Genomic DNA, 14,828 nt, shown 5'->3' on the forward strand with positions numbered 1-14,828 from the left:
CTCAATGCATCCGCCCGTCGGCGCCGGCCGCGGGCGCGGCGCGCTTCGCGCCGGGGGCCAAGGGTTGCGGCAGCAGCGTGCCCACGGTGAGCTGGTCGTCGCCGAAGTAGCGGGCCGCCACCGATTGCACCTGCGCGGGGGTGACGCCGCGCAGCAGGGCGATGAGGCGCGCATCGGCGTCGGGCGGCAGGCCCTGCACCCAGTTGCTGCCCAGGTCGCTCGCCTGGCTCTGCAGCGAATCGCGCTGGTAGACCGTGGAAGCGGCCCACTGCGTCTTCACGCGCGCCAGCTCGGCCTCGCTCACACCTTCGCGGGCGATGCGGGCGACCTCGGCACGCAAGGCATCTTCGACCTGCTGCGGGGTCTTGCCGGCGGCGGGCACGCCGGTCAGCAAAAAGAGGCTGGGGCCACGGCCGATGACGGAGGCGGAGCTGTCCGAACCGTCGGCCACGCGGTCGCTGCCCTGGCTCAAGGCGCGCTCGAGGCGCGCACCGTCATAGCCGCTCAGCACCGCCGACAGGGCGAGCAGCGAGAGCGCATCGCGGTCTTTGTCGGTCATCGCATCGAGCCGTTCGATGCTCGGCACCCGAAAGGCCAGGGCCACGTAGGCCTGCTCGGCCGGTGCCTTGTAGGCGATGCGGCGAATGCCCTGCTGCACGGGCTCCACGCGCGGTTTGCGCGTCGGCACGGCCCGCACGGGAATGCGGCCATAGTATTTTTCAGCCAGCACGCGGACCTTGTCGGGCTCGACGTCGCCGGCCACCACGATCACGGCGTTGGCAGGCACGTACCACTGGCGATGGAAGGCCCGCACATCGTCGGCGGTCATCGCGTCCAGGTCGCTCATCCAGCCGACGACCGGCCGGCGGTAGGGCGAGGCGATGAAGGTCGCGGCATAAAGCTGCTCGATGAGCGCGGCCCGCGGCTGGTCTTCGGTGCGCATGCGGCGCTCTTCCTTGACCACTTCGATCTCGCGCTTGAATTCGGCATCAGGCCACTGGTTGTTGGCGAAGCGGTCGGCTTCCAGCTTCATCACGTCTTCCAGCCGGTTCGCGGGAATCTGCTGGTAATAGCCGGTGTAGTCGCGGCTGGTGAAAGCGTTTTCCTGCCCGCCCAGCGCGGCCACGCGGCGCGAGAACTCGCCCGGGGGAACAGTCTTGGAACCCTTGAACATCATGTGTTCGAGCGCGTGGGCGACGCCGGACGTGCCGTCCACCTCGTCCATCGCGCCGACCCGCAGCCAGACCATGTGCACCGCCGTGGGCGCCCTGCGATCGGGCTGCACGATGAGCTGCATGCCGTTCTTCAACGTGAACTGCCCAACCCCTGTGGACGGCGGGCGTTGCGCCTGCGTGTCCTGGGCCGAAGGGGGGAGCGAGGGGGGTGCGGACGGCGGGGTTTGGGCCCCGGCATGCACGCAGGCCAGCAGGCCCAGAAGGGTGATAGCGCGTTTCATAGAATGGATGCGATTCTAAGAACCTTCCAATGTTCAGTTTTTTCAAGAAAAAGCCCGCTTCCCCCACCGAGCCGCAAGCCCCCTTTTCCACGGAGGCTGCGCCAGCCGTCCCCGTGCCTGCAACCCCGGACGCCGGCGCGCCATCTGCGCCTGCTGCAGCGCCTTCCGGAGCGCCTCCCGCCTCCGGGGGCTTTGGGTGGCTGCGAAATCCTTTCGCGGCGAAGGCGCCTGTGGAGGTGCCGCCCCCGATCCCTGCCCCGCCACCACCACCACCACCACCGCCCGCTCCGGCGGCACCGCCGGCGGTGCCGGCCGCAGTGCCACTGCCGGTACCGGTACCTATGGCAACCCCGGTTCCTGTGCCACCTGCAGTTCCTACCGCGCCGGTCACGCCGCCCGCGCAGGTTGTTCCGCCCGCGCCAATGCCGGTGGCGGTGCCCGCAGCGCCTGTCCCAGCACCTGCGCCGGCTGCCATCAAAGCGCCTGCTCCAGCGCCCGCCGCACCATTTGCCCCGCCTGCTCCGGCGCCTGCGCCAATCGCTGTTTCTGTTCCGGCCCCACCGGCTGAAGCGGAGCCCGTGGAGGCGGAACGCAAGGGATGGCTCAACCGCCTGAAGAACGGCCTGCGCAAGACCGGCAGCAGCATCGCCACCGTCTTCACCGGCACGCAGATCAACGACGCGCTCTATGAAGAACTGGAAGAGGCGCTGCTCATGGCCGACACCGGGGTCAAGGCGACGCAGCACCTGCTGGACGACCTCAAGCGCCGCGTGAAGGACACCAAGACGACCGATCCTGCAGCCGTCAAAGCTCTGCTGGCCGACGCTTTGGCCGATCTGCTGCGCCCGCTGGAGAAATCCCTGGTGATCGGCCGCCATACGCCGACCGTCATCATGGTCGCGGGCGTCAACGGTGCGGGCAAGACCACCTCCATCGGCAAGCTGACCAAGCACCTGGCCAACGAAGGCGCCGCCGTGCTGCTGGCCGCGGCGGACACGTTCCGCGCTGCGGCGCGCGAGCAGCTCGGCGTCTGGGCCGACCGCAACACGGTCGAGATAGTGAGCCAGGAAGGGGGCGACCCCGCAGCGGTGAGCTTCGACGCCGTGACCGCCGGCAAGGCGCGTGGCAAGGACGTGGTGCTGGTGGACACTGCCGGGCGGCTTCCGACCCAGCTGCACCTGATGCAAGAGTTGCAGAAAATCAAACGCGTGGTGACCAAGGCGGACGCCACGGCGCCGCACGAGGTGCTGCTGGTCATCGACGGAAACACCGGGCAGAACGCGCTGGCCCAGGTGCGGTCCTTCGACGACGCCCTGCAGCTCACCGGCCTGATCGTGACCAAGCTCGACGGGACGGCCAAGGGCGGCGTGCTGGCCGCCATCGCCCAGGAACGGCCCATTCCGGTGTATTTCATCGGCGTGGGCGAAAAGCTGGAAGACCTGGAGACATTCAACGCCAAGGAATTCGCCCAGGCGTTGCTGACCTGAGCCGGATGCCTCGCAGTTCCTGAACCCAAGGGCGGGCCGCCGGGGCAGGCCGGATTGGTGCCATCCGGTGAATTGATTGTTCACGAAACGAAGTTTTTGATTTTTTCGCTTCTTTTTTCATAGCAACAAACCTTTACGGGGCGTGCGCAGAGCCATAATTTTTCTTCAAGAGCCCATCCGCCCTGTCCTACGGGGCGGCGGGAACTACTCCCTTAGCACTCCCTCTTACTGAGTGCTAACATGAATGACATGGAAGAAAGGATCTCTGGAATGACGCTTCAATCCGGCACCGCGGCGACTGCTCTGGCTCCCGCCAATCCTTGGGCGCTCATCCCCCCCTTGGGCAATCTGGACGCCTACATTTCGGCAGTCAACCGCCTTCCGCTGCTCACGGCGGAAGAAGAACGCACGTACGCACGGCAACTCAAGGAAAACAACGACGTGGATGCGGCAGGCCGCATGGTGATGTCGCACTTGCGCCTGGTCGTGTCCATCGCCCGCCAATACCTCGGTTACGGTCTGCCCCATGGTGACCTGATCCAGGAGGGCAACGTCGGCCTGATGAAGGCCGTCAAACGCTTCGACCCCGATCAGAACGTGCGCCTGGTGAGCTACGCCATGCACTGGATCAAGGCCGAGATTCATGAGTACATCCTCAAGAATTGGCGCATGGTCAAGGTGGCCACGACGAAGTCGCAGCGCAAGCTGTTCTTCAATCTGCGCTCGATGAAGCAGGGCTTCAAGGCCGATGCTGCGGCCGCCGATGCCGCCACCCACCGCGACACGCTGTCCGAGCGCGAGATCGATGCGGTGGCGCAGCACCTCAACGTCAAGCGCGAAGAGGTGATCGAGATGGAAACCCGCCTGTCGGGCGGCGACGTGATGCTGGACCCTTCGCCCTCCGACGATGGCGAACAGGCTTACGGCCCCATCGCCTACCTGGCCGACGGTGCCCATGAGCCCACCGCCATGATCGAATCGCGCCAGCGCGATGTCCTCGCCACCGACGGCATCGCCACCGCGCTGTCGGGCCTGGACGAACGCAGCCGCCGCATCGTGGAAGAGCGCTGGCTGAAGGTCAACGACGACGGCTCGGGCGGCATGACGCTGCATGAGCTGGCGGCCGTGTATGGCGTCAGCGCCGAGCGCATCCGCCAGATCGAAGTGGCGGCCATGAAGAAGATGAAGAAGGCCCTGGTCGAATACGCCTGACGAGCCGGCCGCCCGCCCCTTGCGGGATGGCGTGGCGATAATCACGAGCGCGCAATCCCGACGGATTGCGCGCTTTTTTGTTGGTGCGCCGGGCCCCGGCGTTCTTCGATCCCAAGGACACGATCCCATGACTTCTGCCGCCCTCCACCGCCGTACCTTCATGGTGGCCCTGTCGCTCGCTGGCGCCCTCGGCATCGGCACAGGCACCGCCTCGGCCCAGCCGGCAGCCGGCGCGCAGGCCACGCCGGGATGGCCGAGCAAGCCGCTGCGCATCATCGTGGGCTTTCCGCCCGGCTCCTCGCCCGACCTGACGGCGCGCACGTTCTCCGAGCCGCTGGCCCAGGCGCTGGGGCATCCTGTGATCGTGGAAAACAAGGTGGGCGCGGGCGGCAACATCGGCGCCGACGCGGTGGCCAAGGCCACGGACGGCCACACCATCGGCCTGTTCATCAACGGCAACCTCACGATCGCCAAGCTGCTCAACCCGGCCGTGCCATACGACCCCAAAAAGGATCTGGCACCGCTGAGTCTCATCGGCACCTCGCCCCTGGTGCTGACGGCACCGGCATCGCAGCCCGACGTGCCCGCCCATGCCGATGCCCGCGCGTTCCTCGACGCGGCCCGGAAGGCCGGAAACCGCTGGAGCTACGGCACGCCCGGCGTGGGAACGGTCGGGCACCTGGGCACGGAGCTGCTCAAGGCGCGCGCCGGCATCGCGCCGGTGCACGTGCCCTACCCCGGCTATCCGCAGGTGGCCACGGGCATGCTGGGCGGGCAGTTGCAGATGGCACTGCTGCCACCGGCGCTCGCCCTGTCGCAGGAACGCACGGGCAAGCTGCGCCTCATCGGCGTCACCTCGGCCGGGCGCAGCACGCTGGTGCCCGGCGTGCCCAGCCTGGCGGAAGCCGGCGTGACCGACCTGAACCTGGAGATCTGGAACGCTTTCGCGGCCCCGGCCACGATGCCCGCAGCGGTGCAGGCCCGGCTGTCCGCGCTGATCGCCGAGATCGCCCGCAGCCCCGACATCCGCGCCAAGCTCTTCCAGCAGGGCTGGCAGGTGGCCGGCACCTCGGCGCAAGGTCTGACCAACCGCATCCAGGCCGACACCGCGCTCATGGAGCGCGTCATCCGCACGCAGGGCATTCGCGCGGACTGATCCGGCGGTTGGGTCTTAGCGGAAAAGGGCTCACCAAGGCGGGCCCTTCCACCGATGTTGATGCAGATCATGCCCGGCCAGGCACGGGGCCGGCAGACTGGCGCCTTCCTGACCACAAGGCATGCCATGCAGCCCTTTCGCATCGTCGTCATCGGCGCCGGCCACACCGGCACTCCCCTGCTCCAGCAACTGCTGGCAGCGCCGTTCGTCACCGTGCTGGGCGTCGCGGACCTGGACCTTTCGCTGCCCGGCATCGCGCTGGCGCGCAGCCGAGGCGTTCCGGTGACGACCCGCTTCACCGACCTGTTGACCGAGCACGGCAACGCCGTGGACATCGTCATCGACGTGACGGGCGAGCCGGCCGTGCGCGAAGCGCTGCGCCGACACATGGTGGCCGCGGGCAATCAGCAAACGGTCATCCTGCACGAGAGGATCGCCCTGTTGATGATGTCGCTGTCGGCAGGCCATCGCATCGAGGGCCGGCACGGCGAGGTGGCCTACGCCTGAGACGCAGGCCAGTTGCCACGCCTTGCATGCATCCATATCGGGTTGCTATGATTTTCATAGCTATACACCCTAGTGGATATTGCGCCAGAGCCCATTTTTATGCACACCCTTAGATCGGCCATGGACAGTCCGTTCAGCGCAGTGAGCGCCGCTGCGCCGTGCCAGTCCTGTGCCTGCCGGTCGCACTGCCTGCTCGGCAGGGCGCCCCGGGAGGTGCAATGGGATTGCGGCCTGGTGGAGCGGCGGTTTCGCAAGGGAGAGCGGTTGACGGCTCAGGGCCAGGCGGCGCCTGTCCTGCAGATCGTCAAGGTCGGCACGGTGCTGCTGCACCGCCGCGGCGCCGAGGGGCAGGACTTGCCGGTGGGCATGGCCGGCTGCGGCCAGGCCCTGGGCACGACGGCACTGTTCGCGGCGCCCGCGGAGCTGTCCGCTACCGCCGTGTCCGATGGCAGGCTGTGCGAGATGCCGGTCGCCGCGCTGGCCGTCCGGCACGGTGGCCCGGCCGTGGCGGGTTGGCTCGAAGCGCTGTCGCGAGAGCACGCCAGAACTCAGGCGCAACTGGCCGACTGGTCCCGGCTGCTACGGGTTCGTGGGGCCACGGCCCGGCTCGCTGGCGCCCTGCTATTGCTGGCCGACTTGCAGCGCAGTTCCCTCGTGCGCCTGCCGACCCAGGCCCTGCTGGCATCTTTGCTGGCCACCACGCGCGAAACGGTGGCGCGGGGGCTGGCACACATCGAGGGTGCGGGCGGGTTGGTCCGGCAGGACCGGTGGCACTGCGCCATCGCCAGGCCGCGCCTTGAAGCGCTGGCTCAAGGGGCCGCCGGTGGGCCGGTGGCGGAAATGCAGGCAGTACGCCCGGCCGGCGTGGGTGCTGCGCTGGCTCAGCCTTCGTTCAGCAGGGCCTGCACATCGGCTGCCAGCGCCTGCGCGCCGCTGCCGTAGCGGTTGTACACGCGCAGACGGCCGGCGGGGTCGTACACATAGCTGCCGGCCGAGTGGTCCATGGTGTAGCTCGTGGGCGTCTTGCCGTCGACCTTCTTGTAGTAGATCTTGAAGTCCTTGGCGACGGCGGCCAGTTGCTCGGGGCTGCCGCGCAAAGCGAGGAAGGTCGGATCGAAGTTGGCCATGTAGGCCTTCAGCACTTCGGGCGTATCCCGCTCGGGGTCCACGGTCACGAAGATGCCCTGGAGCCGGTCGCCGTCCTTGCCGAGGGAGCGCTTGACCTCCGCCAGTTCCACCATGGACGTGGGGCACACGTCGGGGCACTGCGTGTAGCCGAAGAACACGACCACGACCTTGCCGGCGAAGTCCTTGAGGTGGCGCTGCTGGCCGTTGTGGTCCGGCAGGGGCAGGTCCTTGGCGTAGTCGGCCCCGGTGATGTCCACGCCCCGGAACTCGGGGCCCTTCTTGGAGCAAGCGGCCAAAATGCCTGCAGCGCTTACCAGCAAAGCGCTTCCAGCTATTCTTTTAAGAGCATTCCGTTTGTTCATGGCGATCACAGCACGTAGTGGTCCACCAGCAGCGCGGCAAAAAGCAGGCTCAGGTGGATGAGGGAAAAGCGGAAGGTCTTGCGGGCGAGCGCGTCCGAATAGTTGCGCCACAGCCGGAATCCATAAGCGCAAAAGCCTGCGCTCAGCACCACGGCCGCCGCGAGGTAGATCCACGAACTCATGCCGTACACGAAAGGCATGAGGCAGCCGGCGAACAGGATCAGCGTGTACAGAAACACCTGCAGCCGCGTGAATTCGTTGCCATGCGTGACGGGCAGCATGGGCAGGCCCGACTTTCGGTAGTCCTCCACCCGGTAGAGCGCCAGGGCCCAGAAGTGCGGCGGCGTCCACAGGAAGATGATGAGGAACAGGATGAGCGCTTCCGGCGCCACGTCGCCCGTCATCGACGACCAGCCGAGCACCGGCGGCATGGCGCCCGATGCACCGCCGATCACGATGTTCTGTGGCGTGAGCGGCTTCAGGATCACCGTGTACACCACCGCGTAGCCCACGAAGGTGGCGAAGGTCAGCCACATGGTGAGCGGGTTGACCCACAGGTAGAGCACCACCGATCCGGCAGCGCACAGGAGCGCCGAGAACAGCAGCGTCTGCGTGTTCGACAGCTCGCCCTTGGCCGTGGGCCGCCAGGCGGTGCGCTTCATCTTGGCGTCGATGCCCTGCTCCACGATGCAGTTGAACGCCGCTGCCGCGCCGGCCACGAGCCAGATGCCCGCGCAGGCCACCGCCATGTGCGCCCACTGCGCGCCGCTGGGCATGCCGGGCACGGCCAGCACCATGCCGATGAACGCGCAGAACACGATGAGCTGGACCACCCGGGGCTTGGTCAGCGCATAGAACTGCGCCACGCGGGACGGCATCGAGTAATGGGGGGCGGCGGGGGCGGGGGCAGCGCTCATGCGGAGATTCTCGTTGCGCCCTGGGGCGCGGTTGTCGTGGCGCCGGCAGCGGCGGCCGAAGGGTGCGTCGCGCCCACCGCGCGGCTCGCGGCCAACGCCCAGGTGAGCACCACGACCAGGGCGGCAGCGCCACCGGTGTGCAGCACGGCGGCGACCAGCGGCCAATCCAGCACCACGTTGGACAGCCCGGTGGCGAACTGCATGAGCGCCAGCCCGGCCAGCCAGCGCGCCTGGGCCGGCAACTGCCCGGCGCGGTGCAGGCGCCAGGCCAGCAACCCGAGCGCCAGCAGCACCGCATATGCGGCGAGCCGGTGGGCATAGTGGATGGCCGTGAGGCCTGCGAAAGTGATGTGGCTGCCGTCCTGCAGCAGGCCCAGCGGCCGCCAGATCTGAAAGCCCTGGCCAAACGCCATGTCGGGCCACCAACTGCCCTGGCAGGTGGGGAACGTGGTGCAGGCGAGCACCGCGTAATTCGTGCTCACCCAGCCCCCCAGAACGATCTGCACCGCCAGCAGCACCGTGGTGCCTGCCAGCAGTCCGCGCAACCCTCGGCTCAACGACACGGGCGGCGTGCCGCGTGCAGCGTGGGTCTCGCGCACGGCCTGCACGCACAGCAGCGCCAGCAGCACCAGCCCACCGATCAGGTGCAGCGTGACGATGGCGGGAAACAGCTTCATGGTCACCGTGAGCGCGCCGAACGCGCCCTGCAGGCACACCCACACCAGCGTGGCCGTGGGCCACCATGGGCTCATGGCGGGCGCGGGGCCCTGATGCCGGTGGGCGCGAGACCGCTGCCACCAGCCGCCCACGGTCAGCGCAATGATGAGCATGCCCACGCCGCTGGCCAGGTAGCGGTGAATCATCTCTACCCACGCCTTGCCGTGCGTGACCGGGCCGGTCGGCATGGCCTGCTGGGCGGCCGAGATTTCAGCGTGCGCGCCCAGCGGGCTGGCGTTGCCGTAACAACCCGGCCAGTCGGGGCAGCCCAGGCCCGAATCGGTGAGGCGGGTGAACGCGCCGAACAGCACCAGATCGAAGGTGAGAAACAGCGTGAGCACGGTAAGCGCCTGCAGCCGCCTTACGCGCGAGGTGCCGCGGTTGCGCAGCCACACCCAGGCCAGCGGCCCGAGCGCGATCACCGCCCCCAGCAGCGCCATGCGGGCGAGTGGGGCGAGGTCGTACAGCGGCTGTGCGTCCGGCATCACGGCGTTCCCGACGAGCGGCCGGGCTGGTCCCACGAGGCCGAGGCCCGCATCAGCCGCTCCAGGTCGCGCTTGGCCTTGGCGGCACCGGCCGCGTCCAGGCTGGCGGGGAAACGCATCATCCAACGGCCCATGGGATCGACCACGTAAAGGTGATCGCTGATCGCATGGCCCGCCGCCGGGGCGAGCCAGCCGGCGAGCGCTTGCGCATCCACGCGCAACACCTGGGCTTTCTGCAGGCCGGGCTGGATTTCGGGCGGCGGCGCGGCGGCATCGGTCACGAGCCAGACCCAGTCGAGGCGGTCCTTGTCCTTGCCCAGGCTTTCGCGCAGTTGGCGTTGCAGGTAAAGATGGTTCTGGCAGGCCGCCGCGCAGGCGCCGGGCGCCACGCTCACCAGCAGCCACTGGCCCTGCAACTGGTCGAGCTTGCCGGTAGTACCGTCCAGGGCCGTCGCCGGCATGGCGGCGGGCATGGCGCGCTGCGGATCGATCAGTTCGCCGAAATTGCGGCGCCCTTCGGGCCGCAGCACGTAGTAAGTGAAGTACGAGGCCACCACCGGCGCCGCGCACACCAACAGCACACCCAGCATCTTCCAGCGTCCCTGGCGGGACTGCTGCACGGCGGCCATGGCGCCGCCTGCGGCAGGCAGGCTGTGCACCGTGAGGCCCAGCGGATGGGCACCCTCGGGCGCGTCAGGCGGCTGGCTGGCGGCGTGGGCGAAAGAAGCGTCGGATGATTTGGAACCAGACATAGAGGATTGCCACCAGGCCGCAAAGCCCGAACCATTGGAAGGCGTAGCCGTAGTGTTTTTCGACCCCGGCGTCGATGACGGGCCAGTCGCGCTGCAACCCGTCGCCCGCGGCCCCGGTCTGCAGCACCGTGAGCGGTGCCAGCGCCAGACGGGTCTCGCCGCGATAGGCCGCAAGGTCTAGATTTTGCCGGATGCGGGAAGACCCCTCGGCACTGCCGGTAGGACCGATTTCATACAGCCGCGACGGCGGTGCCGCGATGCGCCCGGGCACTTCGACCTCGCCTGTCGGCGTGGCGATTTCGGGCAGTTGCGTCCGGTCCTGGAAATTGCGCGGCACCCAGCCGCGCTGCACCAGCACGGCCGTGGCGCTGCCCTGCAGTTGCAGGGGCGTGAGCACGAAAAAGCCGGGTCGGCCCTGCATCTGCCGGTTGTCCAGAAACACCGTGTGCTCGGGCAGCCAGCGGCCGCGCAGCACCACGCGGCGGTGCACCAGCGGATCGTCCGCGCCAGTGTTCGCCGGCAGCGCGGCCAGGGTGGAGCCTTCCAGCGGCGGGCGGGCCGTGCGCTCGTCGATGGCGGCCTGCAAGGCTTCTTTCTGCGCGGCGCGGGACAACTGCCAGCGCCCGAGCGACGCCGTCGCTGCCATGGCCAGCACTGCAGCGAGGCTGACCAGCCAGAATCGCCAGCCGAGTGGGCTTCTTGCCAATGTCACGGGATAATGCGCTCCATGAAATACGTGGTGGTGCTGGCCTTCCTGGCCATTCTGGCGAGCCTCGGATCTGCGCTGTTCTTCATGATGCGCAACGGCCGCAACGACAAAGCCCGCAGCGGCCGCATGGCCCGCGCGCTCGCCGTGCGCGTGGGGCTGTCGATTCTGCTCTTCCTGTGCCTGCTGGCCGCGTGGAAGCTCGGATACATCCAACCCACCGGTCTGCCGGCCACCCGCTGAACGGCCAGCGCACAAAGCCCATGCGCCCTGGTGCAGGCGCTGCGGGCTGCACAGCGGCGCCACAAAAAAAGCGCCCTGTGGCGCTTTTTTCGTCAGCGGTTTGAAAGCCGCTCAGAGCCAATACACCAGCACGTAAAGGCCCAGCCAGACCACGTCCACGAAGTGCCAGTACCAGGCGGCGCCTTCGAAGCCGAAGTGCTTCTCAGGGGTGAAATGGCCCTTTTGCAGGCGCAGCGTGATGAACAGCAGCATGAGCATGCCGATCAGCACGTGAAAACCGTGAAAGCCCGTCAGCATGAAGAAGGTGGAGCCGAACACGCCGGAGCTGAGCTTGAGGTTCAGGTCGGTGTACAGGTGGTAGTACTCGTAGCCCTGCACGCACAGGAACACGATGCCCAGCAGCACCGTGGCCCACATGAAGGCGATGGTCTTGCCCCGGTGGTTCTCACGCAGTGCGTGGTGCGCGATGGTCAGCGTGACGCCCGAGGTGAGCAGCAGCGCCGTGTTGATCGTCGGCAGCCAGAAAGGGCCGACGGTCTGGAAGGGCTCGACGATGCCGGCGGGCGACGCCGTCATGCCGGTCGCCATGCTCGGCCACACGGCCTTGAAGTCGGGCCACAGCAGCGCGTTGTCCAGGCTGCCGAGCGCAGGCACCGAGTGCGAGCGCGCCCACCACAGGGCGGTGAAGAAGGCGCCGAAGAACACCACCTCCGAGAAGATGAACCAGCTCATGCTCCAGCGGTAGGACAGGTCGATCTTGTGGCCGTACAGGCCGCCCTCGCTCTCGTGCACGGCGTCGCGGAACCACTGGTACAGAACGAACAGCCACCACACCATGCCCAGGGCCAGCGAATACTTGCCCCAGTCGTGCCCGTTGACCCACTGGCCTGCGCCGAGGATCACGAAGAACAGGCCGGCGGCGGCCATCACCGGATGGCGCGATTCGGCGGGCACGTAGTAGTACGGGGTGGTGCCGGGGGTAGATGCACTCATGTCAGCTCCTGAATCTCAAATCGTTGTTATGCGTGGGTCCGTCGGGCTGCGGTCGTCCCTCAGACGACCCAGTTGACCAGCACGATCAGCCCGACCACCAGCAGCAGCGCAGCGGCCAGGCCGACCACGATGATGTGGATGGGGTTCAGCCGCTCGATGTCCTGCTGGTATTCCGAGCCCTTGCGCAAGCCGATGAACGACCACGCCACCGCGCGCACCGTGCGCAGCAGCGAGCCTTTGCGGCGCGCGGGCGATGCGTTCGAATCGCGCGGGCTCACGAGCCGGCTCCCTGCAGGGTGCCGGCGGGCAACGCGGCCGTGGGCTCGGTGGTGGCGGGTGCAGGCGGCGTCTTGCCGCCCACTTCGAAGAAGGTATAGGACAGGGTGATGGTGGTCACGTCCTTGGACAGGCGCGGGTCGATCACGAACGCCACCGGCCACTGCTTTTTCTCGCCGGGCTCCAGCGTGTACTGGTTGAAGCAGAAGCACTCCAGCTTGTTGAAGTGCGCTGCCGCCTGCCGGGGCGCATAGCTGGGTATGGCCTGCGCGGCCATGCGGCGGTTCTGGATGTTCTGGAACTCGTACATCACCGTGGCCAGCTCGCCCGGATGTACTTGGATCGAGCGCTGCGCGGGCTTGAAGTCCCACGGGCCGCGCGCATTCGCATCGAACTCCACCGTGATGGTGCGGCTCTTGTCCACCTGCGTGTTCGCGGGCACCTTCACGTCGCGGCCGGCCACGCCGTTACCGGGTACTTGCCGCTCGGCCAGCGAGAGGATGTTGATGCCCGTCATCTCGCAGATGTGCTTGTAGATGGGAATGAGCACGTAGCCGAAGGCGAACATGCCGACCGAGATCACGGCCAGCTTGCCCACCATCTTGGCGTTTTCAGTGCGCAGCATGCCCATGGCGTTCTCGGTCCTTCAGCGGGCCAGCCAGGCCATCTTCACCATGAAACCGACGAAAAAGGCGATGGCCACCGATGCCAGGATCAGCGCCATGCGCAGGTTGGACTTCTTTTGCTCGGGGGTCATCGAAAAGCCCTCTTCAACCGATCACGCGCGTGGCCGAGGCATCCAGCTTCGGCGGCGTTTCGTAGGTGTGGAACGGTGCGGGAGAAGGCACTTCCCATTCCAGGCCCTCGGCCCCTTCCCATGGGCGCTGCGGCGCCACTTCGCCCTTGCCGCGCATTGCAGGCACCACGACGAACAGGAAGAAATACACCTGCATCAGGCCGAAACCGAACGCGCCGATCGAGGCCAGCATGTTGAAGTCGGCGAACTGCATGGGGTAGTCGGCGTAACGGCGCGGCATGCCCGCCAGACCCAGGAAGTGCATGGGGAAGAACGTCACGTTGAACGTGATGAGCGAGCCCCAGAAGTGGATGCGGCCACGGGCCTCGCTGTACATCACGCCGGTCCACTTGGGCGCCCAGTAGTAGTAGGCGGCGAACATGGAGAACAGCGAACCGGCCACCAGCACGTAATGGAAGTGGGCCACCACGTAATAGGTGTCCTGCAGCTGGATATCAATGGGGGCCATCGACAGGATCAGGCCGGTGAAGCCGCCCATCGTGAACACGAAGATGAAGCCCACCGCGAACAGCATGGGGGTTTCGAACGTCATGGAGCCGCGCCACATGGTGGCGATCCAGTTGAAGATCTTCACGGCGGTAGGCACCGAGATCAGCATGGTGGCGTACATGAAGAACAGCTGGCCCGTCACCGGCATGCCGGTCGTGAACATGTGGTGGGCCCACACGATGAACGACAGGATGGCGATGGACGACGTGGCATACACCATGGAGGCATAGCCGAACAGCCGCTTGCGCGAGAACGCGGGGACGATCTGGCTGATGATGCCGAAGGCCGGCAAGATCATGATGTAGACCTCGGGATGGCCGAAGAACCAGAAGATGTGCTGGTACATCACCGGGTCGCCGCCGCCGGCGGGATTGAAGAAGCTGGTGCCGAAGTGGCGGTCGGTCAGCGTCATCGTGATGGCGCCGGCCAGCACGGGCATCACGGCGATCAGCAGGTACGCGGTGATGAGCCAGGTCCAGGCGAACATGGGCATCTTCATCAGCGTCATGCCGGGCGCGCGCATGTTCAGGATGGTCACGATGATGTTGATCGATCCCATGATGGACGAGGCCCCCAGGATGTGCATGGCGAAGATGCCGGCATCCATCGACGGGCCCATCTGCAGGGTGAGCGGCGCGTACAGCGTCCAGCCGGCCGCCGGAGCGCCGCCGGGCATCAGGAACGACGTGACCAGCATGATGGCCGCAGGAATCATCAGCCAGAAGCTGAAGTTGTTCATGCGCGCGAACGCCATGTCGGACGCGCCGATCTGCAGCGGAATCATCCAGTTCGCAAAGCCCACGAAGGCCGGCATGATGGCGCCGAACACCATGATCAGGCCGTGCATGGTGGTGAGCTGGTTGAAGAGCTCTGGGTTCACCAACTGCAGGCCGGGCTTGAACAGTTCGGCACGGATCAGCAGCGCCAGGATGCCGCCCACCATGAGCATGGTGAACGAGAACAGCAGGTACAGCGTGCCGATGTCCTTGTGGTTGGTGGCGAACACCCAGCGCCGCCAGCCCGTGGGGCCGTGGTGGTGGTGCTCGTCATGGCTGTCGTGTGCGTGGCCGCCCGCGTGACCGTGGTTGTCGAGAACTGCGCTCATCTTGGATTCCTCAATGCGTT

Annotated in this window: 17 protein-coding genes; 6 read left to right on the forward strand and 11 right to left on the reverse strand. The window is 67.1% G+C overall.

The window, feature by feature from the left end:
• Position 1: 1 nt before the first annotated feature.
• The gene (locus BLT03_RS06550) at positions 2–1,456 is read right to left on the reverse strand and encodes a M16 family metallopeptidase (RefSeq protein ID WP_092741523.1); all 1,455 of its coding nucleotides are present in this window, start codon (positions 1,454–1,456) and stop codon (positions 2–4) included.
• 422 nt (positions 1,457–1,878) lie between these two features.
• Between BLT03_RS06550 and ftsY the strand changes: the two genes are divergently transcribed.
• The 5 genes from ftsY to BLT03_RS06575 all read left to right on the forward strand — a co-directional run bounded on the left by ftsY (position 1,879) and on the right by BLT03_RS06575 (position 6,760).
• A complete protein-coding gene (gene ftsY / locus BLT03_RS06555; protein ID WP_092741525.1) occupies positions 1,879–2,943 on the forward strand; it encodes a signal recognition particle-docking protein FtsY in 1,065 nt (354 codons plus the stop codon).
• 270 nt (positions 2,944–3,213) lie between these two features.
• The gene (gene rpoH / locus BLT03_RS06560; protein ID WP_092741527.1) at positions 3,214–4,155 is read left to right on the forward strand and encodes an RNA polymerase sigma factor RpoH; all 942 of its coding nucleotides are present in this window, start codon (positions 3,214–3,216) and stop codon (positions 4,153–4,155) included.
• 127 nt (positions 4,156–4,282) lie between these two features.
• A complete protein-coding gene (locus tag BLT03_RS06565; protein ID WP_175537681.1) occupies positions 4,283–5,311 on the forward strand; it encodes a Bug family tripartite tricarboxylate transporter substrate binding protein in 1,029 nt (342 codons plus the stop codon).
• A gap of 126 nt (positions 5,312–5,437) precedes the next feature.
• Entirely contained in the window at positions 5,438–5,818 is a 381-nt protein-coding gene (locus BLT03_RS06570) for an oxidoreductase (protein WP_092742003.1), read from the forward strand.
• A gap of 120 nt (positions 5,819–5,938) precedes the next feature.
• Positions 5,939–6,760, forward strand: a complete 822-nt coding sequence (locus BLT03_RS06575) for a Crp/Fnr family transcriptional regulator (protein WP_092741529.1) — start codon at positions 5,939–5,941, stop codon at positions 6,758–6,760.
• Here BLT03_RS06575 and BLT03_RS06580 read toward each other — a convergent pair.
• The 5 genes from BLT03_RS06580 to BLT03_RS06600 are packed head-to-tail and all read right to left on the reverse strand — an operon-like array spanning position 6,700 to position 10,891.
• Entirely contained in the window at positions 6,700–7,308 is a 609-nt protein-coding gene (locus BLT03_RS06580) for an SCO family protein (RefSeq protein ID WP_092742005.1), read from the reverse strand. The two genes, BLT03_RS06575 and BLT03_RS06580, sit on opposite strands and share 61 nt — an antisense overlap.
• A gap of 5 nt (positions 7,309–7,313) precedes the next feature.
• Positions 7,314–8,225, reverse strand: coding sequence for a heme o synthase (cyoE, locus tag BLT03_RS06585; protein WP_092741531.1), 912 nt, complete (start codon positions 8,223–8,225; stop codon positions 7,314–7,316).
• On the reverse strand, positions 8,222–9,427 hold the full coding sequence (locus BLT03_RS06590) for a COX15/CtaA family protein (protein WP_092741533.1): 1,206 nt from the start codon (positions 9,425–9,427) through the stop codon (positions 8,222–8,224). The genes cyoE and BLT03_RS06590 overlap by 4 nt, the downstream gene beginning before the upstream one ends.
• On the reverse strand, positions 9,427–10,179 hold the full coding sequence (locus BLT03_RS06595) for a redox-active disulfide-containing membrane protein (RefSeq protein WP_175537682.1): 753 nt from the start codon (positions 10,177–10,179) through the stop codon (positions 9,427–9,429). Before BLT03_RS06595 ends, BLT03_RS06590 begins: the two co-directional genes overlap by 1 nt.
• Positions 10,121–10,891, reverse strand: coding sequence for an SURF1 family protein (locus BLT03_RS06600; RefSeq protein ID WP_092741535.1), 771 nt, complete (start codon positions 10,889–10,891; stop codon positions 10,121–10,123). The genes BLT03_RS06595 and BLT03_RS06600 overlap by 59 nt, the downstream gene beginning before the upstream one ends.
• 15 nt (positions 10,892–10,906) lie before the next feature.
• Here BLT03_RS06600 and BLT03_RS06605 point away from each other — a divergent pair, with 15 nt between their 5' ends.
• Entirely contained in the window at positions 10,907–11,128 is a 222-nt protein-coding gene (locus tag BLT03_RS06605) for a twin transmembrane helix small protein (protein ID WP_175537684.1), read from the forward strand.
• Positions 11,129–11,239: 111 nt separating this feature from the next.
• Here BLT03_RS06605 and BLT03_RS06610 read toward each other — a convergent pair whose 3' ends face one another.
• Genes BLT03_RS06610 through ctaD form a run of 5 tightly spaced genes read right to left on the reverse strand, consistent with a single transcriptional unit; the run spans position 11,240 to position 14,808 of the window.
• Positions 11,240–12,121, reverse strand: a complete 882-nt coding sequence (locus tag BLT03_RS06610; RefSeq protein WP_092741539.1) for a cytochrome c oxidase subunit 3 — start codon at positions 12,119–12,121, stop codon at positions 11,240–11,242.
• 59 nt (positions 12,122–12,180) lie between these two features.
• Positions 12,181–12,399 (reverse strand): DUF2970 domain-containing protein, encoded by a 219-nt coding sequence (locus BLT03_RS06615; RefSeq protein WP_092741541.1) that lies wholly within the window; start codon positions 12,397–12,399, stop codon positions 12,181–12,183.
• The gene (locus BLT03_RS06620) at positions 12,396–13,022 is read right to left on the reverse strand and encodes a cytochrome c oxidase assembly protein (protein WP_434802338.1); all 627 of its coding nucleotides are present in this window, start codon (positions 13,020–13,022) and stop codon (positions 12,396–12,398) included. The genes BLT03_RS06615 and BLT03_RS06620 overlap by 4 nt, the downstream gene beginning before the upstream one ends.
• 21 nt (positions 13,023–13,043) lie before the next feature.
• On the reverse strand, positions 13,044–13,154 hold the full coding sequence (locus tag BLT03_RS24670) for a cytochrome oxidase small assembly protein (protein WP_217640146.1): 111 nt from the start codon (positions 13,152–13,154) through the stop codon (positions 13,044–13,046).
• Positions 13,155–13,167: 13 nt separating this feature from the next.
• The gene (gene ctaD / locus BLT03_RS06625; RefSeq protein WP_092741545.1) at positions 13,168–14,808 is read right to left on the reverse strand and encodes a cytochrome c oxidase subunit I; all 1,641 of its coding nucleotides are present in this window, start codon (positions 14,806–14,808) and stop codon (positions 13,168–13,170) included.
• Between the last annotated feature and the right edge of the window lie 20 nt (positions 14,809–14,828).

The sequence above is a fragment of the Paracidovorax valerianellae genome (assembly GCF_900102625.1).
GTDB lineage: Bacteria > Pseudomonadota > Gammaproteobacteria > Burkholderiales > Burkholderiaceae_C > Paracidovorax > Paracidovorax valerianellae.